The organism is Luteitalea sp. TBR-22 (assembly GCF_016865485.1).
In the GTDB taxonomy this organism is placed as follows: domain Bacteria; phylum Acidobacteriota; class Vicinamibacteria; order Vicinamibacterales; family Vicinamibacteraceae; genus Luteitalea.
Genome location: NZ_AP024452.1, coordinates 1,903,298 through 1,925,065, shown reverse-complemented (window position 1 = coordinate 1,925,065; position 21,768 = coordinate 1,903,298). Strand labels below are relative to the sequence as shown.

Genomic DNA, 21,768 nt, shown 5'->3' with positions numbered 1-21,768 from the left:
GGCCGCCTTCGCCCAGCTTGGAGGTCACCTCATACGGGCTGAGACGCATGCCTGACGAGAGGGCCGTCACTTCACCCGCGCCTTCAGCTCTTCGAACCAGTTGAGCACGATGCGAATCTCCGGACGGGCCGAGGCGTTTGCGTTCAGGGCGTCCGGCGTCAGCAGCCCCAGGAATCGTTGGCCATCGCGCGCCACGTCGAACGTGCGTGCGTTTGTCGGTGCGGCGTTCACGAAGAGCCGCACGACCGGGGGCGCAGGGCCGAAGGCGAATCCCTGCGAGGCCGTCACGGTCACGGCCGTCAACCGATCGCCTCCCCCCGGGGTGTAGTAGAGCTCCTTGCCGTCCGATGACCAGACCTGATGGTGACCGTCCTCGGTGTCGGGCGAGATCTGGACCTTTGCGCCCGTGGCCGGAAACGGCTGCACGAACACGACGTTCGATGTGCGGGCCGTGTCGCGTGTCGAGTACGCCACCCAGCGGTCGTCCGGCGAGAAGATCGCGCCCGTCGGCCGCGTCGAGACCACGCCGCCAAAGGGCGTGGTCGACTTGTCCCCGAGGGACAGGACCATCAGCGACGTCTTCCCGTCCGCGGTCTGGTCCATCAACAACCAGCGGCCGTCGCGCGAGGCCGACTGCGCCTCATGGGCCACGCCCCTGTCGGGTCTCGTCAGCCGCTCGGCCGCACCCGCGCCGTCGGCGCGTTGCCAGAAGAGGCCAAGGTCGCCCTCACGATCCGACTGGAAGATCACGCGCTGGCTGTCGTACGACCACACCGGAAAGCGGTCGCGGCCGCCGAACGTGAGCCGTCTCGCCGAGCGGCCAGCGCCGATGTCGTACACCCAGATGGACGCGTCGCGGGTGTCGTTGACCTCGAACGCCACGCGCCGGCCGTCGGGTGACATGCGGGGAGTTCCAAACGGCCCCGGAGGAATCCCGAGGGCTTCAGCCTTGCCGGCACGATCGATGAGGGCGATCGTGCGCTGCGTCCGTTGGCCAATGGCGCTCACCGGGCCCGTCACGTGGACCAACGAGCCCGTCGCCGACACGTCGTATCGCCCGATGCCCTCGACGAGCGAGACGGCGCCTCCCACCGCGCCTGTGGCCAGGTTGAACGTGCGCCCGAACAGGACGTCGTCGGCCCCGTACACCAGGTGCCCTGTGGGGAGGTACCGTGGAGCGTAGCCGTTGTCCACCAGCGTGGTGCGCGTGGACTCGCCCGGCTTCTGGAGCACGACGCGGGCGGGCCCCGTCATTCCCGCTGGCGTCCGCTCGGCCAACGAGAACAGGACGCGGCCATCGTCCAACAGGCGCGGAGCAGCAGCTACTTCATGCTTTCCGAGGGCGATGAGCTGTTGCGGCTCCCCGCCAGAGGCCGGCACCCGCATGATGCCGCCCTCGTCTCTGGCATACACGAGGCTGTCGCCGCTCCATTCGATGGCATACACATCGGACGGCGTCGTGCAGACCGTGATCGGGGCGCCACCCGTCACTTCGACTCGCTTGATCGCCGAGTCTGTCGGATCGAGGTACGCAATCCAGTCGCCCTGCGGGGAGAACGCGAGTGCCCGTGGGAGAGCGGGGCGCGCCTCGGTGATGGGTCGCGCGGCGAGTGCGCCGATCGCGCGGACGAAGATCTGCCGCCCAGGAAGCGCCGCATACGCGATGCGGGTGCCATCCGGCGAGATCGCGATGGGGGGAGTGGAACTGCCCTGCAGGCCTTGCTCGAAGGGCACCACGAAGCGCGAGACCACGCCGGCCGGCGCCGTCGGCCGGGTCATCCACATGGCGCCGCCCGTGAGGACGGAGGCCCCCAGGGCCGCCGCCGCGATCGGTAACGCTCGCCGCCACCACGGACGCGGTGGCGTCGGGGCAACGACGGGGGCGACGACGGGCGCGGTGTCGAACGCGCCCTCGAGCGCGAGACGCACGCTCTGCATGTCGCCGAGCCGCTGTCGCGGGTCCTTCCGCAGACAGGCGTGCAGCACGCGTCGCACCCGGTCGGGCACGTCGGGCGGCAGCGCCTCCCACCCCGGTTCCAGCTTGACGACGGCCGCGAGCGTGTCGGTGAGGTCGTCGCCGGGGAAAGCGCGCTGTCCGGCCAGCATCTCGAACACCACCGCGCCGAAGGCCCAGATGTCGGCGCGCTTGTCGACCGCCTTACCCCTCGCCTGCTCGGGCGCCATGTAGGCGGCGGTGCCAAGAATCATCCCCATCGCGGTCATCGCCGGCGTCGTGAGCGTCGGCGACATCGAGGCGCTCACGCCCGACGCCGCTGGGCCCACCGGCTCCAGCGCTTTCGCCAACCCGAAGTCGAGCACCTTCACCGTGCCGTCGGCCCGCACCTTGATGTTCGCGGGCTTGAGATCGCGATGGATGATGCCCTGCTCGTGCGCGGCTTCGAGGGCCTCGGCGATCTGCCTGGCGATCGGCAGCACCTCGTCGATCGGCATTCCGGCCTGCCCCGCCGAAGCGCCAGGGGCGCGGAGGCGGGCGATGCGCTGCGACAGGTCCTCGCCCTCGACCAACTCCATCACCAGCGCCGTGCACTCGGGCGTCTTTTCCAGCCCGTAGATGCCGGCGATGTTTGGATGGTTGAGCGCGGCGAGCACTTCCGCTTCGCGCTGGAAGCGGGCAAGGCGCTCGACATCGGCCGCCACCGCGGCCGGCAGCACCTTGAGCGCGACCTGGCGCTTCAGGTTCGTGTCGGTGGCGCGATACACCTCGCCCATTCCGCCCACACCGAGCGGGCCGGTCACCTCGTAGGGGCCGAGACGTGTGCCTACGGAGAGGGCCATCACTTCACCGGCGCCCGCGCCTTCAGCTCTTCGATCCAGTTGAGCGTCACCATCATGGGCGCTGGGGTGGTCTTCTGCACTTCGAGCGGCATCAGGAACCGCTGGCCATCTGGCGCCACCACGAAGCGGCCGTTGTTGATGTTGGCCGGCAGCCGGAACACGGCGCGCGGCGCCGTCGGCTGAGGCACGGAGCCGGGGGTGATGTCCACCGCCATGATGGTGTCATCGGGCGCGCGAAAGAAGAGTTCCCTGCCATCGCCGCGCCAGTAGGCGGAGTCGCCGCCGTTCACCGAGATCTGCATGCGTTCGCCGGTCGACGGAAACGGCTGCAGGTAGATCTCGAAGCGGTTCGACAGGTTCGACTCGTAGGCGATCCACTTGCCGTCGGGCGAGAACCGCCCGCGTCGATCGTTGAACCGGCCTTCGGCGAGGCGCACCGGCGTGCGGTCGCCTGCGAGCGGCAGCGCCCACAGGTCGCCACCCTGGATGAAACTGATGAACCGTCCGTCCGGGGACCAGTCGGTGGTTTCTCCCTCGCCCAGTCGCTCCTCGGCGCCGCTGCCGTTGGCAGATTTCTGATACATCACGTTCGCGCGTGTGAAGGCGACGCGGCTGCCGTCGGGCGAGAACACGGGACGAGTGTCCGCGCCAGGGTCGTCGGTGACACGCGTCGTCGTGCCACGCGCCAGGTCGATCACCCACACGTCGGTGTTCTCCGACACGCGTCCTTCGATGGCCACGCGCCTGCCGTCCCGCGAAAGGCTCGGCGCCTGCAGGGCGCCCGGGAGCGACTCGACGCCAAGCGTCGTGCCTGCTCGATCCAGCCACGTGAGTTGAAACGCGCCGGGCATGCCCTGACCCTGGTAGGCCAGGACGCCGTTTTCCGAGGCCGACGCGGGCCACGGACCGATGTCTGACGAGATCGTCACGGCCTCGCCCACGGTCTCGAGCCGCTCGACGTCGAACGCCTGCGCCATCAGCGAGCCAGCGCGTCCGAAGAGCAGGTACCCCCTGCCACCGTCAGGCGACGCCACGTAGCCAGCCAGCGTATCGGCCGCGTCCACCACGCGCTTCGGTGCGTCGGCGCGATCCAGAGAACCCACGTAGATGCCTCGGTCGTTGCTCCAGTACACGACATGGCGTCCGTCTGGCAGGAACCCGGGCCAGCGCTGCACGAATTCGTTGCGGGGTGCGTCGAGAGGCAGGAGCAAGACCGGGGTTCCCCCCGCCGCCGGCACCTGCATGATGCCTTGACGTGATCCGAAGAGGATGACGTCCGTGCGACTCCACGCGCCGCCGAAGAAGCCGGAGACATCCGCGATCGACTGCGGCTGTCCACCCGATGCCGCCACCTTCTTCAGCTTGCCATCGGCCATGAAGGCGATGAACTGACTGTCCGGAGACCAGATCAAGAAGGCGCCGACCCGCTCCGTGCCGGGCAGGGGCCATGACGAGGACGATTCCAGCGAGTGCATCCAGAGGACCGGGCCGCCGGGACCAGTCTCGACGAAGGCGGCTCGGCGGCCGTCGGGCGACAGCTTGAGAGCCCCGGTCTGATGACCGTTGGGCGCCGGGATCTGGAAGCGCACGACGTCCCGAGCCGGCCGTACTTCGCGGAAGTGGAGGACCGCAACGACGCCGAGCACGCCGGAGGCGACGGCGAAGACGGCCGCCGCGACCTTCCACGCGACGCCGCTTGCCCGACGCGCCGACATGGTCGGCGCGTCGGTCGCGTCACGCGCGGCCCCGCTCTGGAGTTCCTCGATGGCGAACCGCGCTTCACCGATCGCCTGCAGGCGCCGCTTCGGATCCTTCTCGAGGCAGCGCCGCAACAGCCGCCGGAGTGCGGCAGGCACATCCTTCGGCAGCGCGTCCCAGTCGACGTCTTCCTTCAGCACGCTCGCGAGCGTGATCGAGATGTCTTCCCCTTCGAACGCGCGCGCGCCGGTCAGCATCTCGTAGAGCACCACGCCAAACGCCCAGATGTCGGCGCGTTTGTCGACCGCGCGGCCCCGCGCCTGCTCGGGCGCCATGTAGGCCGCCGTACCGAGGATCATCCCCATCGCGGTCATCGCCGGTGAGGTCATCGTCGGCGACATCGACGCGCTGCCGCCCGCCGTCGCGCCGGCGGGCTCCAGCGCCTTGGCGAGACCGAAGTCCAGCACCTTCACCGTGCCGTCGGCGCGCACCTTGATGTTCGCGGGCTTGAGATCGCGATGGATGATGCCCTGCTCGTGCGCGGCTTCGAGGGCCTCGGCGATCTGCCGCGCGATGGGCAACGCTTCGTCCAGCAGCATTCCGGCCTGCCCCGCCGAAGCGCCCTGGGCGCGAAGGCGGGCGATGCGCTGCGACAGGTCCTCGCCCTCGACCAACTCCATCACCAGCGCCGTGCACTCGGGCGCCTTCTCCAGCCCGTAGATCGCCGCGATGTTCGGGTGGTTGAGTGCGGCGAGGACTTCCGCTTCGCGCTGAAAGCGAGCGAGGCGATCGACATCGGCGGCCACCGACGCCGGTAGCACCTTGATCGCGACCTGGCGTTTCAGGTTCGTGTCGGTGGCCCGATACACCTCGCCCATTCCGCCTTCGCCCAGTTTGGCGACGACCTGATACGGGCCAAGGCGCGTGCCGGCAGACAGGGTCATGACTCCGGCACCCCTGTCTGGCCCCCCGGGGCGATCCTTTTCAGATACGCCCCGAAGTTGAAGAAGAACACGACCTTGTCATTGGCGACGCCTTCGCTGTCGTCGGCGACTGCGGCGGCCGCGACCCGCTTGCCGTCAGGATGCAACGCGTACCCGCTGTTCCCGGGAGCCACCGCCTGAATGCTCGTCGGCGTCCAGACCTGCGGCGTGTCGGCGCGGAAGGAGTCGCCCACGACGGCGTACCGTGCGGCCGTGATCGTGCCTTCTCGCGCGACGAACAACAACTCGGGTGCCGTGGCCGACCACCGCGGAAAGCGACCGCCCCCCGTGGAGACGCGCCAGGGGCCGCCGGGGCCGGGGAATGGGCGCACGTAGATATCGCCGACGCCGCCGCGCTCACTCGAGGTGTACGCGATCCAGCGGCCGTCCGGCGAGAACGTCGGTGTCGTTTCGTTGGCCGGCGAGCCCAGGAATACCGTGGGCGTGCCGGGCGTCCACCCGCGCGTGGCGTCCCCCTCCATCGGCAGGATCATCAGGTCGACGCCGTTGCCGGCGCCGCGGGCGGCCTGGAAAGCGAGGAACTTGCCGCTTGGATGCCAGGAGGATCCTTGCGAGTGGGTTTCCGGGCTGTCGGTCAGCCGCGTGACCTCGCCCGTGCCGTCGGCGTTGGCCCAGTACAGATTGAAGGTGCCGGCCTTGGCGCGATCCGACCCAAACACGAGGCGCCGGCCGTCGGGCGTCCAGACCGGAAAGCGATCCTCCCCGGGCTCGAAGGTCAATTGCGTCAGCGTGTCCCGCGCCCAGTCGTACACCCAGATGTCGCGCTGCTGGCCGTCGGAGATGTCGAGCGCCAGCTTCTCGCCATTCGGCGAGAAGCGCGGATTGGACCATTGGGCCTTCGTCGCACGCAGCACCGCCGCCTTGCCGTCGCGCGTCAGCCACTCGATCGGGCGCTCGCCCGACACGGCCGTGCCGGGCACATACACGAGCGTGCCCTCGGACGACACCGCCAGTTTTCCGCCGCCTGGGTTCGGAAATGTGGCGACGCCTTCGAGCGCCGGCATCGCCGGGCCCACCGTTTCGAGGCGAGTGGGATCGAAGGGCACCGCGAAGACCGTGCCCTGGTGCAGGTAGATCAGATGGCCGCCTTCGCGCTCGCCGCGCTTCGGCGAGCCAGGCCCGCTCGGCACGTACCGGCCAAAGTACCCGCCGCGGACCACCACCTTCGGCGCCCCGCCCGACACTGGGGCCACGACGAGGTTGGCCGTGTCCCAGTTGGTCGCGAAGGGCGAGTGCTCGCTGTACAGCACCGCCTGACCGCCCGGCAGCGCCTGGGGCCACCGCTGCCTGCCGGCGCCAGGGCTGAGCACGCCGAAGATCTCCGGTTTGCCCCCGGCCGCCGAGACGCGCATCAGCCTTGCGGTGGGTGCGCCCGACCGGTTGAAGACAATCGTGTCGCTGTCGGTCCACGTGCCGCCGAAGTGCTCCACGGCGTCGCAAATCGTGACCGCGGCGCCCCCGGCCACCGAGATCTTCTTCAGCGCGCCGTCGGCGAAGAACGCCAGCCATTGGCCGTCCGGCGAGAAGAACGGATCCTCGGCGCCTTCGGTGCCGGCGAGCGGGACGGCCTGCAACTGGTCGAGCGTGCGGATGAAGAGCCGCGCCGAGCCTGCCTGTCGCGCGACGAACGCGAGGGTTGTGCCGTCCGGCGACAGAATCGCCGACGCGCCGGGGCTGGTCGGCAGCGACGCGTCCGCGCCGATGCTGGCGAGCACCTTGCGCGGCGTGGGCACGGGTGCCGGCCGCCAGGGCGCCCAGAACATCAGCAGCACGCCCGCGATCAGGACCGCCACGCTGGCGATCGCCCACGGCAGCGCGCGCGCCACCAGGGACCGCTGCGCCAGCGCCGATGGCGCCGACGCGGCGGCCTGGGACACCGTCGTCTCGAACGCGCCGTCGAGCGCGAGGCGCACACTCTGCATGTCGCCGAGCCGCTGCCGCGGGTCCTTCCGCAGGCAGGCGTGCAGCACGCGTCGTACCCGGTCGGGCACGCCTGGCGGCAGGGACTCCCATGCCGGTTCGAGCTTGACGACGGCCGCGAGTGTGTCCGTGAGGTCGTCGCCGGGGAAGGCGCGCTGGCCGGCCAGCATCTCGAACACCACCACGCCGAACGCCCAGATGTCGGCCCGCCTGTCGACCGCGCGGCCCCGCGCCTGCTCCGGCGCCATGTAGGCCGCCGTGCCGAGAATCATGCCCATCGCCGTCATGGCGGGCGAGGTCATCGTCGGCGACATCGACGCGCTCACGCCGCCCGCCGTCGCGCTCGGCCCTTCGGGTCCGAGCGCTTTGGCGAGACCGAAGTCCAGCACCTTCACCGTGCCGTCCTCGCGCACCTTGATGTTGGCGGGCTTCAGGTCGCGATGGACGATCCCCTGCTCGTGCGCGGCTTCGAGGGCTTCGGCGATCTGCCTGGCGATCGGCAATGCCTCGTCGAGCGGCATCGCGGCCTGCCCCGCCGACGCGCCCCGGGCGCGAAGGCGGTCGATGCGCTGCGACAGGTCCTCGCCCTCGACCAGTTCCATCACGAGCGCCGTGCACTCGGGCGTCTTCTCGAGCCCGTAGATCGCCGCGATGTTCGGGTGGTTGAGTGCAGCGAGGACCTCGGCTTCGCGCTGGAAGCGAGCGAGACGATCGCCATCGGCCGCCACCGCAGCCGGCAGCACCTTGATCGCCACCTGCCGCTTCAGGTTCGTGTCGGTGGCGCGATACACCTCACCCATTCCGCCTTCGCCCAGTTTGGCCACGACCTGATAAGGGCCAAGACGCGTGCCGATCATCGTGGCCTCTTCTGGGCGACGGCCCGCCTCCGCTCGGCTGCCATTCGAGCGGAGCTATGGCGTGGTCTCGCCGAAGCCGCTTCGCGGCGACGGCGGACGAGACCTCGCCGAAGCTCGCCCGAATCACGCGCGAGCGCAGGCGGGCCGCCCACGCCGAGCGGGGCGGTGACCTCATACGCACCGAGACGTGTACCGGGAGGCAGGGACAAGCGAAGCTCAAGTATAGCTGCAGCTCCGAGTCTCGCCCGCCCGGGCAGATCATGGCATCGGGGGCCGGACTTTCGTGTAGCGGAACGTCTCCTCGCGCACCGTGCCGTCCCTGGCCTGGATGGCGAGATACACGATCAGCTTGTCGGCGCCGTCGCGGTGCATGGACATGCCCTCGAACTGGACCACCCCGTCACGGAGGGCCACGAGGGGGAAGTCGACGGTCGTCGCCTTCTCCTCCCACCCGGCGAGATTGGCGTGGAAGTGCTTCAGTCGCAGGACGAGGCTGCCGCCTTCCTCGACGAGCGCTTGCATCTCGTAGAAGACGACCTTGCCCTCACGCACCAGGCGATACATCCCCATCATCGCCCCGGCCTTCGGACCGCTCCAGATCTCCTCGGTCTCGCCGCCAAGTGCGGAGCCGGCCCAGCGGCCTTCCAGCCAGGCCACGTCCGAGATCGTGGCCTGCGGCGGCTGCGCTCCCGCCGCCAGCTTCACGGTGCGTTCGGTGACCTTCTCCTGTGCCTGCAGGCCAGCGGCCGAACAAACCAGGGTGAACATCAGTAGCAGGCACGCGTGTCCGGTCGTCATGCCTGCCGCCTCTCTCGTGAAAGCTGCCCATCCAATCGCTCGGAACGAGTCATGGTGTTCCGGGACGTTGGACGGCCCCGCGAGGTTCCCGCTCAGCGACGGCAGACCGACGCCAGGCCCAGCGCGCCCGCGCGCCTGCGACAACCAGGGTGACCAGGGCAGCTGGGACACGCCACATCGGCATGGAACGCCCTCCAACAGTCCGCCGACTCACGATCCCATGCCCGTCAGGACTCGGCTCTGCAACTCGATGATGTTGCCCTCGGGGTCGGTGACGTACACCCAGGTCAGTCGGGCGCCAACGGTAGTGGTCAAGGTGACGACTTCGCCAATCGGCTGCCCTCCTGCGGCGAGCACCGCCTCGCGAGCGGCATTGACGTCGTCCACGACGAAAGCGATGTGACCGAAGCCCGGGCGATTGACCGCCGCGTCTGGCCTGTCGCGCAGGATGGTGTAGTTGAAGATCTCGAGCGTCGGGCCATCGGGGCCGTGCCCCGGCAGTCGCAGGTGCACGCCGCGAAGTGCCGCGCCAGGCACACCTGTTCCGCGCTCGAGATCCGGTCCCCCGTAATCGCGTTCCGGCGGGACCGGTGTGCAGCCGAACAGCTCCTGATAGAACTGCGCCAGCCGACGCCAATCGGTGGCAATCAGGTTGGTGTGGCCATAGCGCGCGCCTGCAATCATGTGCCCGTCCAATCCACCGCCGACTACTTTCCGCCGAGCGACAACGCCACGAGTTCGGCTGGCACACCTCCGCCGCCCACGGGCACGACGATGTACTGTCTCCCGCCGGCGGAAAACGTCATCGGTGAACCGCCGGCGTTGGCGGGCAGGGCGAGCTCGCCCAGGAGTTCTCCGGTGCGCTTGTCGAACGCGCTCAACAGCGGCGTCCGCGTGCGTGCGGTGTACACCCACGCGTTGGTCTCGGCCGAGTAACCACCCCTGATCTCCGGCTCCTGTGCCGCGAAGAGCAGCGTGCGCGTGACGAGCACGAACCCGCGCGCGGGCCAGCCGAGCCGCGGCAACTGCATCGACGCCAGCGCTGGATGGTCGCGCGGTCCCGTGCCGTGCGGCATGACCCACGCGTGCTCGCCGGTGCCGAGATCGATGGCCGTGATGCGGCCGTACGGCGGCTTGGTGAGGGGAAGCCCCTGCGGACCGCCGAGGGGGACTCGGTCGAGGCCGAACGACGCGTAGCGCATGTCCGACCGGGTGGGGTCGAGCGCCCGCGACCGCATGACGTACGGGATGCTGACCGACGGCACGAACAGGCGGCCCGACTCGGGGTCGAGACCCGCGCCTGCCCAGCTCGCGCCGCCGACGGCGCCCGGCATGACCACGGCGCCCCGCTCCGAGATCGGCGTGAAGAGCGGCCCGCTGTCGAAGCGGCTCAGGATGTCGGTGGCCTCGCGCCGCAGGGCGGGCGTGAAGTCGATGAGATCGTCGACGGTGATCCCCTGTCGGTCGAACGGCGCCGGCCGAGTCGGGAACGGCTGGGTGCGCGACAGGACTTCGCCCGGCACCGTCGATGGCGCGACGGGTCGCTCCTCGATGGGCCAGATCGGCACGCCCGTCTCTCGATCGAGGACGTACACGAAGGCCTGCTTGGACACCTGCGCCAGCACCTTGCGTGGTCGACCGCCAATCGTCACATCGGCGAGCACGGGCGCAGCGGGGAGGTCGTAGTCCCAGATGCCGTGGTGCACCGCCTGGAAGTGCCACCGGCGCTTCCCCGTCCTGGCGTCCAGCGCCACGACACTCTCGGCAAACAGGTTGTCGCCGGGCCGATGGCCGCCGTAGTGGTCGTTGGTCGGCGTGCTCGTGGGGAGATAGACGAGGCCGAGCGCCTCGTCGGCGCTCATCACGGTCCACACGTTCGTGCTGCCGCTGTACTTCCACGACTCCTCGAGCCAGGTGTCGGTGCCGAACTCGCCGGCGTCGGGCACCGTGTGGAACGTCCAGAGCAGGCGGCCGGTGCGCGCGTCGTAGCCGCGAACGTCGCCCGGGGGACCCTCCTTCTTGAGCCAGCCGTCCTGCACGAACGAGCCGACCACCACGACCTCGCCGACGACGATCGGCGGAGAGTTGACGCCGAACTCGAACCGCGCGACCGGACGGCGAAGCCCGGCGAGCAGATCGACCCGCCCATCGGCGCCGAACCCCGGGACGGGCTTGCCGGTGTCGGCATCGAGCGCGAGTAGGTAGCCCTCGCCGGTGGCATGGAACACGCGGCGACCCGCCGCCCAGAGCGCGACGCCCCGGTGTACCCAGCCCAATCGCTGCGGCGTGCCGCGCCTGTAGAGGCCGGGGTCGTGGACCCAGCGCGTCGCGCCCGTCCGGCCGTCGATGCTCGCGACCTGGTGGAGACCGGTCGCGACGAAGAGATGCCCATCGAGCGCGACGGGCGTGCCCTCGAACAGGTTGAGGTGCAGCCCGGGCTGCGTGGCGACCACTGCGTTGTCTGGCGAGGTCCACCGCCAGGCGACGCGCAGGTCCTTGGCGTTGCCGGCATCGATCTCGTTCAGCGGCGAGTACTTGGTGCCGTGGAGGTCGCCGCCGTAGGCGCGCCACTCGCCCTTCCCAATCCCGGGCGTCTGCTGCGATGCGCCGACGCCGAGGCCGGCGACGAGCAGCGCGAGCAGCACGAACCCGGACGAAGACGACGTGAAGTAGCTCCAGAGGCTCTTTTGCATGATGCCTGCCCCTCAGCGGGCCGGTGCCTGAGGGCGTCGCAGCCCCGGGTCGAGCGCGAGCGCCACGAGTTCCGCCGGCAGGTTCGACCCGCCAACGGCGACGACGATGAATTGACGGCCGCCCACCATGTAGGTCATGGGCGATCCGGTGGCATTGGCCGGCAGGTCGATGCGCGCGACGTCGGCGCCCGTCGCCTTGTCGTAGGCCCGCAGGCTGGCGTCACGCACCGTGTGATCGGCCTCCAGGTGGCCGTCCGCGCTGCGCTCTGGCCCCACAGGTCCTTCCTGCGCTGCGAACAGCAACGTGCGGGTGGCCAGCACGAACGTGCGGAGCGGCCACCCGAGGCGCGGCAGCTTCAGGTCGCGGAGCGCCGGATGGTCACGCGGCCCCTCGCCGCTCGGGATCATCCAGCGGTGGTCGCCCGTTCCCATGTCGATCGCGGTGATGCGCCCGAACGGTGGCTTGAACAGGGGCAGCCCTTCAGGACCGAGCAGGACTTGGCGGTAGCCGTGGTACCGATCGGTGGTGTCGCGGTCGGCAAATCGCGGATCATCCTTCGGGTAGATCGTGACGACGGTGGGGCGCGTGATCGACGGCACGTAGAGCATCTGCGTCTCGGGATCGAAGGCCGCGCCGGCCCAACTGGCGCCGCCCTGCGCGCCCGGCAGCGAGATGGCGCCGCGCATCGAGGGCAGTGTGTAGAGCGGCCCGCTGTCGTACGTGCGGAAGATCTCGAGGGCCTGCGCCCGCAGGGCTGGCGTGAAGTCGATGAGGTCCGCCTCGCTGGCGCCCTGGCGATCGATGGGCAGCGGCCGCGTCGGTACGGGCTGCGCCTTGGCGGGCAACTCGCCATCCACGCCGCCCTGCGGAACAGGGCGATCGACCACCGGCCACACAGGCGCACCCGTGACGCGATCCAGGACGAACACGAAGCCGGTCTTGCCGACCTGCACGAGCGCCTTGACGCGTCGCCCCTGCACTGTGAGGTCGGTCAGGATGGGCGCTGCGGGTGGGTCGTAGTCCCACACGTCGTGGCGCGTCGTCTGGAAATGCCACACGCGCTTGCCCGTGGCCGCCTCGAGGCACACGATGCTGGATCCGAACAGGTTGTCGCCGTGGCGATCGCCGCCGTAGTAGTCGCTCGCCGGCGCGCTGAAGGGCACGTAGACGTAGCCGAGGGCCTCGTCGGCGCTGAAAAGCGTCCACGCGCTGACCCCGCGCGGCGACTGCAGGGATCGCTCCTCCCAGGTGTCACGGCCGACTTCCCCGGCACGCGGCACCGAGTGGAAGGTCCAGAGTCGTCGTCCCGTGCGCACATCGAAACCGCGGACGTCGCCAGGGGGCTGCCCCTTGGTCGGGCTGATCGCATCGGACAGGCCCGAGCCCACCACGGCGACGTTGCCCACCACCATCGGCGGGGACGTGACCGTGTAGAGGCGCCGCTCGACACCTGGCCATTCCTCGAGCAGGTCGACGCGTCCCTCGCGCCCGAAGCCTGCCGACGGCTTGCCGGTGTCCGCGTCGACGGCGAGCAGGTAGCCGTCGACCGTGCCCATGAGGATGCGCGCGCCGACACCAGGTGCGCCGGGCCAGTAGGCCACGCCCCTGTGGGTGAAGCCATACAGCGTGACGCGGTTGCGGTAGGTCTTCGGGTCGTGCGTCCAGATTGTCCGGCCCGTCGCCGCGTCGACGGCGGCCATCTGGCCGAGTCCCGTGCTCAGGTACAAGGTGCGGCCGATCAGCAGCGGCGTCGCTTCGAAGAGCCACGGCCGTACGCCGACCTCCTGCTTCGTGTCCTCGTCGATCGATCGCCAGCGCCACGCGATCGTCAGCGCGCCAGCATTGGTGCGGTCGATCTGGTCGAGCGGCGCGTACTTCAGGCTGGCCGGGCTGCCGCCATACGTCGGCCAGCTCGAGTCCGCGTCCTGGACCGCTGCCACACCGACAAGCGCGCTCACACCGATGGCCATGGCCATCGCGAAGAACCGGACTCTCATGATGCCTCCGCTATCGCTTCTTCCACGTTCGGCATGGCTGTCATGGAACGAGTTTCTGCACGCGCCAGTTGATCGGCTCTGCGGGTGGCAGGTCATCGATCGGCGTACGGCCCGCGGGGGCCTGCGCCTGCGCCACGGCGAGGACTCCACGCGCAAGCATGGCGGCCATCCGTGCGCGGGTCATCGACGTCATGGGTGCCCTGCGCGATAGAGCCAGTAGAGCCCGTTAGGAATCGATGCGAACCGCACCGAGTTGTGGTTCTCGCCCTGATACACCGTGAAGCGATGGGTCAGGTTCGGCAGCCTGGCCTGGTCGAGCCGAGCGGCGAAGGCCGCGACGTTGGCAACGCCCGGCTCCTCGTCGCCAATCGAGATGTCGAGGCGGACAGGGGCGCCGCCCGAGCGCAGGCTCTCGAGCGAGGCGATGACTTCGGCGTTGTCGGGCAGCCACGCCGGACTGGCCGCGACGACCCGCTGGAACAGCGCCGGCCGCTGCCCGACGGCGTACAGCGCAAACAGGCCGCCGAGCGAGTGCCCCAGGATCGCGCGGTCGGTGGGCACGGTCCGGTACGTGCGATCGACCCACGGGATCAGCTCCCGCTCGAGGAACGCGAGGAACGCCGCGCCCCCGCCCGACCCACGCTTGTTGGCCATCGGCTTGGGGGTGAAGTCCCTGTCGCGTAACGCCTTGGCGTCTGTTGGTCCGTGGCTGATGGTCACGCTGATGACCGGCGGCATCCGCTTGGAGACGGCAATGTTGTTCTGGAGGAAGGCCAGAAGCGGAAAATGCCAGCCGTCCAGCACGTAGAGCACCGGATAGGCCCGGCCGGACGTGGCGTAGTCCTCGGGCAGCGACACCAGCAGCTCGTAGCGCTGGCCGATCGCGCTCGAGCTGATCGTCCGGTGCTCGGTGTGCGCGAGCACGACGCCAGGCGCTGCGGGCGTGGCTTGCGCCGACGCCGAGGTCGAGGCGCCCGCCGGAGGCGACTGGGCTGCGGCGAGTCCTGCCGTGCACAGCGCGAGCAGCAGGCCCCACAGCAGCGACGACCCTGGTGACCTGCCCCGGTGCCGCGGCCCCTCGAGTTGCGCGACCTGCAGGGCCTGCCCACGGCTGGTGACGGTGCGCTGCAGGTCGTTGTCGCCGAGGGCGTGGAGGGCGTCGCACAGGACGGCCCACCCGGCCGACCAGTGCGCCTGCACCTCCGCAAGCGCGCTCACACCGATGGCCATGGCCATCGTGAAGAACCGAACTGTCATGACTGCCTCCTGAACAGGAGCGAGCCCACGCGCTGCCGTCGTTATCGCTTCTTCCACAGGCGGATGGTCGCGATCGAGGGCTGTGTGTAACCGGGCGGATCGCTGTTGGCACCCACCGGCGTCCGCCCCTGAACCGTGTTGGTGGTCAACCGGCCATCGACATACTCAGGAGGCAGTCCGGACAGATCGAACTGGCCCGCGTAGAGCGTGAGCCCGGCTTCAGGCACACCCTCCCCGGTCACGCGACACTGCCCGCGCGCCAGCAGCGGCATGCCCCCGACTTCACCCCACGCGTGGAAGTCGCCGACCCTCGCGTCGGCCGTCGTGCCGAGGCACGCCTGCAACGTGCCGACTCGGGCTCCGTTCACGCTCGTCACCCGACCGGTCGCGGCGTCGGTCGCCACTGCCCTGAACTCGTAGCGATCCTCGGCGACCGGCGTCGTCACTCCGAGGCCCGACGCCCCGCAGAAGTCGCTGGGCGCCTGCCGCGAGAGGCGCACCGAGCGCAGGATGAAAATCTCCTCGACCGGTGGGCGCGCGCGTGGCGGTTGCGCGGCGGCGGCGATCGGCAACAGCGACAGGGCCGTCAGGCAGATGGTGCCCATGCGCCTGCCCACTCTGTGTCCTCGGACCATCGTCGGCGCTCCTGCGCGTGGGGGAGCCTTGTGGCGCGCCGGCATCATGCTCGGCGCGCAAGGCGTTACCTCAGCCGTTGGGAGCGCCAATCATGGCTCTGCTGTCGCCCTGACTGCAAGAGGATCCGTGACCGAGCGACGGGCGTCACGGAGCGGCCTCGACTGCGTCGTCACCGCCACGAGCCGAAAGGTGGCTCGTGGCGTGACGGCGTGGCAGTCACGCGAGCTTGGCGTCCTCGCGCGTGGCCTCGGCCATCGCTTCCGGCTCCAGTTCCTCCGCATAGCGATTCATGCGCACGAACACGCCCCATCCCGCCAGCAGCGCGCCGGTCGACAGGACGAGGACTGACGCCGCCAGCATCTGTGATGGGTCACCCGCCGACTTGAACACGGCGACGAGCCCCTCGATCGCCAGTGCCACGACCACCACCACGAGGAAGCGCGACAGGAAACGACGCACGCGGGTCGGCCCGCTGATGTGTGCCTCGCGCACGACCTCCTCCTCCGCGACCGTCTGCGCGATCTGCAGCGCGACGACGGCGGCAGCGAGCACGCCGACGGCCTCGATGATCTGCTGCGCGGCACTGCGGTCCACGCCGCTCATGAGCGCCTGCCATCCCACGCGAGCCGCGATCACGATCAGCAGGAGCGCGGCGCTGGCGAACAGGAGGGCGACGAGTCCATGGATGAGCGAAAAGACGGTCAGCACGGCTTTCATCGGCTGATCGTCCCATGGAAACGATGGCTTACGCGAATGCTCCGCCGACGATGCGGGATTGCCGTCGGGGCGGCGGTCGGCAGTGGGCGATCAGGTCTGAGGGGCGAAATGACGAATGCCGGGATGCCGGATGTGGGGTCCGAAGACCTCGACATTCCGGCATTCCCGGAACTGCACGCGAACTAGAACAGGAACTTCACACCGAGCTCGGCGCGGCGCATCGTGTCGGCCGACGCGATGATGCCGAAGTTGGCGGCGCCGAACGTCGTGCCCGGGGCGCCCCAGTTCACCTGGTTGAACAGGTTGAACACCTCGGCACGAAGCTGGATGCGCGAGCGGCCGCCGGTGGCGAAGTTCTTCATGAACGACACGTCGGTCTGGCTGTACTTCGGCCCGCGCAGGTAGTTGCGCGGCGTGTTGCCGTAGGTGAACGGGTCCGGCAACGCGAAGGCCGCAGGGTCGATGCAGCCGACCAGGCCGAGGCCGTTCGGGTTGGCCTGGCAGCTCAGGGTCACGTTGGCGTTCACCAGGTTCGGCCGCTGGTTGGGCTGGCCCGTGTTGGCGCGGTCAGGCTGGATCGTCACGTTGAGCGGCGTGCCGCTCTGGATCGTCGTGACGCCCGCAATCTGCCAGCCGCCGACGATGCCGCGCAGGAAGTAGTTGTCCGAGTCACGGAAGAACGGCATGTCCCACACGTAGCTCACCACGAGGCGGTGCGGCACGTCCCAGTTGGCCGGGCCGTAATCGCTCCAGATGTCGTAGTTGTTGACGATGCGGCCGCCGCCGTTGGAGTGGGTGGCCATGTCGCGCGTCTTGGACCAGGTGTAGTGCGCGTTGAGCAGGAACCCGTTGGTCATGCGGCGACGCGCCACCACCGCCACCGAGTCGTAGTTGGCGATGAGGTCGTTCTGGATGGTGCGGATGTCGCGGAACAACTGGTTCGGGCGCCGGGGATCGATCGCGCCCGGCCCCGGCAGCGGCGTGTTGTTGTAGTAGCTCCGATCGAGGTTCTTGGTACGCGAGGCCAGGTACTGCAGCTCGACGACGGTGCTGCCGAAGATCTCGTGCTGCAGGTCGGCGCTCCACTGGTTCTTCGTGGCGTTCGGCATGCGCCGGTTCGGCGTGATCATGTTCGGCGGCCCGCCGGGGCCGACGGTACCGAACGGCTGATCGAACGACAGCGTCGGGTTGGCCGGGTTGTTGTTGAAGGTGAACTCGGCGGCGATCGGCGGGTTGTTGGTGAGGAACGTGAACGAGTTCATCTGGTTGGGGTTGTAGTAGATGCCCCAGCCGGCCCGCAGCACGGTCTTGTCGGTCAGGCGGTAGGTGGCGCCGAGGCGCGGCCCCCAGTCCTTCGTGTTGGGCTCGTGGAACTCGAAGCCGACGGCCGGGAACGACGTCGGGATGATCTGCGTCTGCGAGGCGTCGAGCATCGACGCGTAGCCCTCGTAGGTCTGCACCGGCGTGTTGCGCTCGTACCGCAGGCCGAGGCTCAGCGTCATGTTCCGCGTCGCCTGCCACACGTCGTTGATGAAGAAGCCGTTGCGCCACTGCCCCACGTGCCCCTGCACCTGGTTGACCGGCGTGGTCACCGAGATCGGCACGCCGACGAGGAAGTCGGCCACCGAGTAGCCGGTCATCTGCCCGTTGAAGTTGAACGCGCCGCGCGGGCTGTTGGCCGCTCGTCGCCCCGTGGCCATCTTGCGCAGGTCGAAGCCCGTGCGGATGTTGTGCTTGCCCTTCGTCCACGACAGCACGTTCGACATCTGGAACGTGGTGTCGAACTGGTACCAGTTGGTGCCGCCGTTGCCGAGGCCGCTGAACGCGGTGATGCCGATGGTGGGGATGCCGGGGTTGTTGTACTTGACGTCGCCGTCGAAGCCGGGGATGCCGATGTCGGCGCCGGCCGTCGTGTTGCCGTCCAGCGTGAAGTTGTTCAGCGAGTCGAAGTCGATGCGGTGGTAGCCGATGCGGAAGTCGTTGAGCAGGGTCGGCGACAGCGTCTGCTGGTACGACACCAGCGTGTTCTTGTTGACGCGCGGCTGGTACAGGCCCTGCGTCGGGCTGAGCGCGCCGAAGCCGTCGAAGGCATCCACCCAGTTGTAGCGCACGTACATGCGGGCCGAGTTGGTGATGTTCTGGTCGACGCGGGCGAGGATCTGGTCGACCTCGGTCTCGGTGAGGACGGGGCCCTGGTAGTTGTTGGCCGTGCCGGGGCCGGTCGGCAGCGGGAAGTACTGCATCAGGCGGACGGCCTCGTCGGAGAACTGCGACAGCGGGATCTGGTTCCCCGGGTACGGCACCTTCGTGTACGGGTTGACGATCTGGGTCGCGATCTCGCTGAAGTCGCCACGCCGCATCTTCTCGGTCGGCACCGAGCCGATCGGGCTCGTGGTGCGGTTGGACCGCTGCCCCTCGTAGGCGCCCATGAAGAACGTCTTGTTGCGGCCGTTGTAGAGGCCCGGGATGATCACGGGGCCGTCGAACTGCATGCCGTACTGGTTGCTGCGCTTGGGCGGCTCGGGCAGGTTCGGGTTGTCGAAGTACCCGCGGCTCTCGAGCGCGTCGTCCTGGAAGTACTCGAACAGCGCGCCGTGGAACAGGTTGGTGCCCGCCTTGGTCACCACGTTGACGTGCACGCCCAGGTACGACCCGTACTCGGCCGACGTGCTCCCTGTCTGCACCGCCACTTCCTGCACCGCGTCGGCCATCGGCCGCATGCTGGTCATCGCGAGCAGGTTGGACGTGGCGTTGATGCCGTCCATGGTCAGGCTGTTCTGGATCTCGCGCTGGCCGGCGCCGCGGAACGACAGGCCGATGTCGGTCGTGTTGCCGCGCAGCACGCCGGGCGTCGTCGAGGCCATCTGCCAGACGTTGCGGCCGCTCGACGGCAGGTCGGTGACCGCGCGCGCCTCGACCGTCTGCGACACCGCGGCGCGGTCGGTCTGGACCGTCGTGTTGGCCGCCTCGACGGTGATCGTCTCAGACAGGTCGCCCACGGCGAGCACCGCGTCCTGGCGGGCGACCTGATTGGATCCGACCCGGACGTTGGTCGCCTTGAAGGTCTGGAAGCCCTGGAGGCTGATCGTGATTTCGTACGTGCCAATCGGCACCGCGTTGAACTGGTAGACGCCGGCCTCGTTGGTCACGCCGGTGAGGGTCGCCTGCGTGCCCGTGTTCACCGCCGTGACGGTGGCGCCCGGCAGGATGCCGCCGCCCGAGTCGGTGACGGTGCCGATCAGGCCGGTTTGCGAAGCGAGCTGCGCGAACGCGGGTGTGGACAACAGGAGTGCCAGAACGGCGGAACTCAGGGCTCGGAGCACGCGGACATCCTCCTCGGACGGGGGGCGGCGCTCGCTCCGTTCGTGGCCAGAGCCGTGGCTCGTGCCAGACCAACCGCCGGAGAGCGAACGCACATCCGAAACGGCGCGCCCTCGAATCGGTGCGCCGTTTCAGTTCGATGGAACGCGCCCAACGTAGTCGAAATTGCCCGCCATGTCCACGCCGCTGTTGGGAAGGCTTGCCGGCGGCGCAGGGCGCGGCTATTCTCGGGCCGTCAGACAGGCCTGCCTCCCCCCGACCAACCCAGGAGATTCTCGCGTGCCAGCCACCCAGCCCGTGTCCTCGCGTCGTTCCGCCTTCCGTTCACTCCTCGCCGCGGCCGGCGCCACCGCCGCCGGGCTCTTCGGCGGCAAGGCCCACGCCGCCCCGGGCGGCGCCACCGTGACGATCCCCGATGCCGCCCAGCAGGCCGAGGCGCCGAAGCAGGCGCCGCTCTTCTCGGCAGTCAAGGTCCACACGGGCGGGCTCGTGTTCGTGGCCGGCAAGGGCTACCACGAGGAAGGCGACATCAAGCTGCACACGGCGAAGGTGCTCGACGCCCTGGAGAGCGAGCTGAAGAAGGCCGGCTCGTCGATGGAGAAGGTGCTGAAGGTGAACGTGTACCTGCACGACCTGCAGGACTACGCGGCGATGAACGAGGTGTTCCGCGGCCGCTTCGGCGCCAACCCGCCGGTCCGCACGACGATTGCCGCGTACGGCGGCATCCCCGGCAAGTCGCTGGTGGAGATGGACTGCATCGCGGCGCTCTGACGAGAAGGCGCAGGGCTCAAGGCTCAGGGCTCAGAAAGCCTTCTGACTTGTTTCTTGCCTTGAGCCCTGAGTCCTGAGCCACGAAGAAGGCAGAGGTTCACGCCTTCTTCGTGATCACTTCCTTCAGCCGGCGGGCGACGACGACCTCGTCGCCGGGCTGCATCATCCACACGCCGATCATGAGGTCGTCGCCCGGACGGACGCCGATCGACGGCGTGCCCTCGCGGAGCTTCTTCGAGATCTCGGGGCCGGTGATCCCGGCGGCCGCCGCGTCGATCTTGATCTCCACGTGAGGCACGTGGTTGGCCACTTCGGGCACGGTGATGCCGGCCGTGATGCCCGGCAGCCCGGCGAGGCTCTTGAGGATCAGTTCGGCGCGACGGGTGTACTCGCGGTCGAGGGCTGCGTGGTCGAGCTTCACGAAGCGCTCGATCGCGGCCAGCATGCCCAGCATCTCCTCCTTGTTCACTTTCATGCCGCGGCCGATGGAGTTGCCGTTGGGCGCCGCATTGGCGCGCGCCGCCTTGATCAGGTCCTTGCGCCCGAGCAGCAGCCCGGCGCTCTGCGGGCCGCGGATGCCCTTGCCGCCAGAGAAGCACACCAGATCGAAGCCCATCGCCGTGTACTTCCAGAGGTTCTCGACCGGCGGCACGTCTGCCGCGCAGTCGTTCATCGTCGGGATGCCGTGCTTCTTGCCGAGACGCACGAACTCCTCGTCGCGCACCTGCCCGACCGAGTTGTTGTTGTTGTAGAAGAGCATCATCGCCGTCTGCGGGTTGATCGCCTTCTCGAGTTCGGCGGCCGTCTCCACCTCGACGATCTTCACGCCGCAGTTGCGCACCGCATGGTCGTAGCCGAAGCGATGCGACTTCAGCATGATGACCTCGCTCTTCATGCCCGCCAGGTTCGGCAGGTCGATCACCTTCTGCGGGTCGCCGCCGGTGAGCACGCCGGCCGTGCCGAGCGTGATGGCCGACGCGGCGCCCGACGACACCAGCGCCGCCTCCGCCTTCACGAGCGTCGCGATGCGCTCGCCCACCTTGTCGTGCAGCTCGTTGAGCGGCACGTAATGCTTCGACGCGTAGTTGATGGCCGCCATCACCTCGGGCGGCATCAGCGACGCGGTCATGTCGGTGTAGGTGCCCGCCGCGTTGATGAACGGCCGGACGCCGAGTTCCTTGAAGTAGTCGCGCGTCATCGGCGTGGCCGCCGCGGCGCTGGTGGCGGCGCCGCCGAGGAAGCCGCCCACCAGGGGCAGCGTGGACAGGCGCTCGAAGAAGGTACGTCGGGTCAGCATGAGGG

General features: G+C 69.1%; 13 protein-coding genes. 1 reads left to right on the top strand and 12 read right to left on the bottom strand.

Annotated elements, in window-relative coordinates; all coding sequences use genetic code 11:
- Nucleotides 1-66: 66 nt before the first annotated feature.
- The 11 genes from TBR22_RS07840 to TBR22_RS07790 all read right to left on the bottom strand — a co-directional run bounded on the left by TBR22_RS07840 (nt 67) and on the right by TBR22_RS07790 (nt 19,697).
- Nucleotides 67-2,796 (bottom strand): protein kinase, encoded by a 2,730-nt coding sequence (locus tag TBR22_RS07840; protein WP_239492414.1) that lies wholly within the window; start codon nt 2,794-2,796, stop codon nt 67-69.
- Complete coding sequence (locus TBR22_RS07835; RefSeq protein ID WP_239492413.1) at nt 2,796-5,438, bottom strand: protein kinase; 2,643 nt, start codon at nt 5,436-5,438, stop codon at nt 2,796-2,798. Before TBR22_RS07835 ends, TBR22_RS07840 begins: the two co-directional genes overlap by 1 nt.
- Entirely contained in the window at nt 5,435-8,275 is a 2,841-nt protein-coding gene (locus TBR22_RS07830; RefSeq protein ID WP_239492412.1) for a protein kinase, read from the bottom strand. Before TBR22_RS07830 ends, TBR22_RS07835 begins: the two co-directional genes overlap by 4 nt.
- A gap of 258 nt (nt 8,276-8,533) precedes the next feature.
- Nucleotides 8,534-9,073 carry a DUF6265 family protein gene (locus TBR22_RS07825; RefSeq protein WP_239492411.1) on the bottom strand — a complete coding sequence of 180 codons (540 nt, stop codon included), beginning with the start codon at nt 9,071-9,073 and terminating at the stop codon, nt 8,534-8,536.
- A gap of 210 nt (nt 9,074-9,283) precedes the next feature.
- The gene (locus TBR22_RS07820; RefSeq protein WP_239492410.1) at nt 9,284-9,757 is read right to left on the bottom strand and encodes a VOC family protein; all 474 of its coding nucleotides are present in this window, start codon (nt 9,755-9,757) and stop codon (nt 9,284-9,286) included.
- A 23-nt stretch (nt 9,758-9,780) separates the two neighbouring features.
- On the bottom strand, nt 9,781-11,766 hold the full coding sequence (locus TBR22_RS07815) for a PQQ-binding-like beta-propeller repeat protein (RefSeq protein ID WP_239492409.1): 1,986 nt from the start codon (nt 11,764-11,766) through the stop codon (nt 9,781-9,783).
- A gap of 12 nt (nt 11,767-11,778) precedes the next feature.
- Nucleotides 11,779-13,764 (bottom strand): pyrroloquinoline quinone-dependent dehydrogenase, encoded by a 1,986-nt coding sequence (locus TBR22_RS07810; protein WP_239492408.1) that lies wholly within the window; start codon nt 13,762-13,764, stop codon nt 11,779-11,781.
- 189 nt (nt 13,765-13,953) lie between these two features.
- On the bottom strand, nt 13,954-15,021 hold the full coding sequence (locus tag TBR22_RS07805) for an alpha/beta hydrolase-fold protein (RefSeq protein WP_239492407.1): 1,068 nt from the start codon (nt 15,019-15,021) through the stop codon (nt 13,954-13,956).
- A gap of 41 nt (nt 15,022-15,062) precedes the next feature.
- A complete protein-coding gene (locus TBR22_RS07800; RefSeq protein WP_239492406.1) occupies nt 15,063-15,626 on the bottom strand; it encodes a hypothetical protein in 564 nt (187 codons plus the stop codon).
- Between the two features lie 247 nt (nt 15,627-15,873).
- A complete protein-coding gene (locus TBR22_RS07795; RefSeq protein WP_239492405.1) occupies nt 15,874-16,374 on the bottom strand; it encodes a hypothetical protein in 501 nt (166 codons plus the stop codon).
- A 182-nt stretch (nt 16,375-16,556) separates the two neighbouring features.
- Nucleotides 16,557-19,697, bottom strand: coding sequence for a TonB-dependent receptor (locus tag TBR22_RS07790; protein ID WP_239492404.1), 3,141 nt, complete (start codon nt 19,695-19,697; stop codon nt 16,557-16,559).
- Nucleotides 19,698-19,974: 277 nt separating this feature from the next.
- Here TBR22_RS07790 and TBR22_RS07785 point away from each other — a divergent pair, with 277 nt between their 5' ends.
- Nucleotides 19,975-20,466, top strand: coding sequence for a RidA family protein (locus TBR22_RS07785; RefSeq protein ID WP_239492403.1), 492 nt, complete (start codon nt 19,975-19,977; stop codon nt 20,464-20,466).
- Between the two features lie 97 nt (nt 20,467-20,563).
- Here the strand turns inward: TBR22_RS07785 and TBR22_RS07780 are convergent, their stop codons facing one another.
- Nucleotides 20,564-21,763: an aminotransferase class V-fold PLP-dependent enzyme gene (locus tag TBR22_RS07780; protein ID WP_239492402.1), complete on the bottom strand. Its 1,200-nt coding sequence runs from the start codon at nt 21,761-21,763 to the stop codon at nt 20,564-20,566.
- Nucleotides 21,764-21,768 lie beyond the last annotated feature (5 nt).

Coding starts and splice junctions, on each gene's coding strand:
- TBR22_RS07840 (WP_239492414.1), bottom strand. CDS start 2,796: ATGGCCCTCTCCGTAGGCACACGTCTCGGCCCCTACGAGGTGACCGGC.
- TBR22_RS07835 (WP_239492413.1), bottom strand. CDS start 5,438: ATGACCCTGTCTGCCGGCACGCGCCTTGGCCCGTATCAGGTCGTCGCC.
- TBR22_RS07830 (WP_239492412.1), bottom strand. CDS start 8,275: ATGATCGGCACGCGTCTTGGCCCTTATCAGGTCGTGGCCAAACTGGGC.
- TBR22_RS07825 (WP_239492411.1), bottom strand. CDS start 9,073: ATGACGACCGGACACGCGTGCCTGCTACTGATGTTCACCCTGGTTTGT.
- TBR22_RS07820 (WP_239492410.1), bottom strand. CDS start 9,757: ATGATTGCAGGCGCGCGCTATGGCCACACCAACCTGATTGCCACCGAT.
- TBR22_RS07815 (WP_239492409.1), bottom strand. CDS start 11,766: ATGCAAAAGAGCCTCTGGAGCTACTTCACGTCGTCTTCGTCCGGGTTC.
- TBR22_RS07810 (WP_239492408.1), bottom strand. CDS start 13,764: ATGAGAGTCCGGTTCTTCGCGATGGCCATGGCCATCGGTGTGAGCGCG.
- TBR22_RS07805 (WP_239492407.1), bottom strand. CDS start 15,021: ATGACAGTTCGGTTCTTCACGATGGCCATGGCCATCGGTGTGAGCGCG.
- TBR22_RS07800 (WP_239492406.1), bottom strand. CDS start 15,626: ATGGGCACCATCTGCCTGACGGCCCTGTCGCTGTTGCCGATCGCCGCC.
- TBR22_RS07795 (WP_239492405.1), bottom strand. CDS start 16,374: ATGAAAGCCGTGCTGACCGTCTTTTCGCTCATCCATGGACTCGTCGCC.
- TBR22_RS07780 (WP_239492402.1), bottom strand. CDS start 21,763: ATGCTGACCCGACGTACCTTCTTCGAGCGCCTGTCCACGCTGCCCCTG.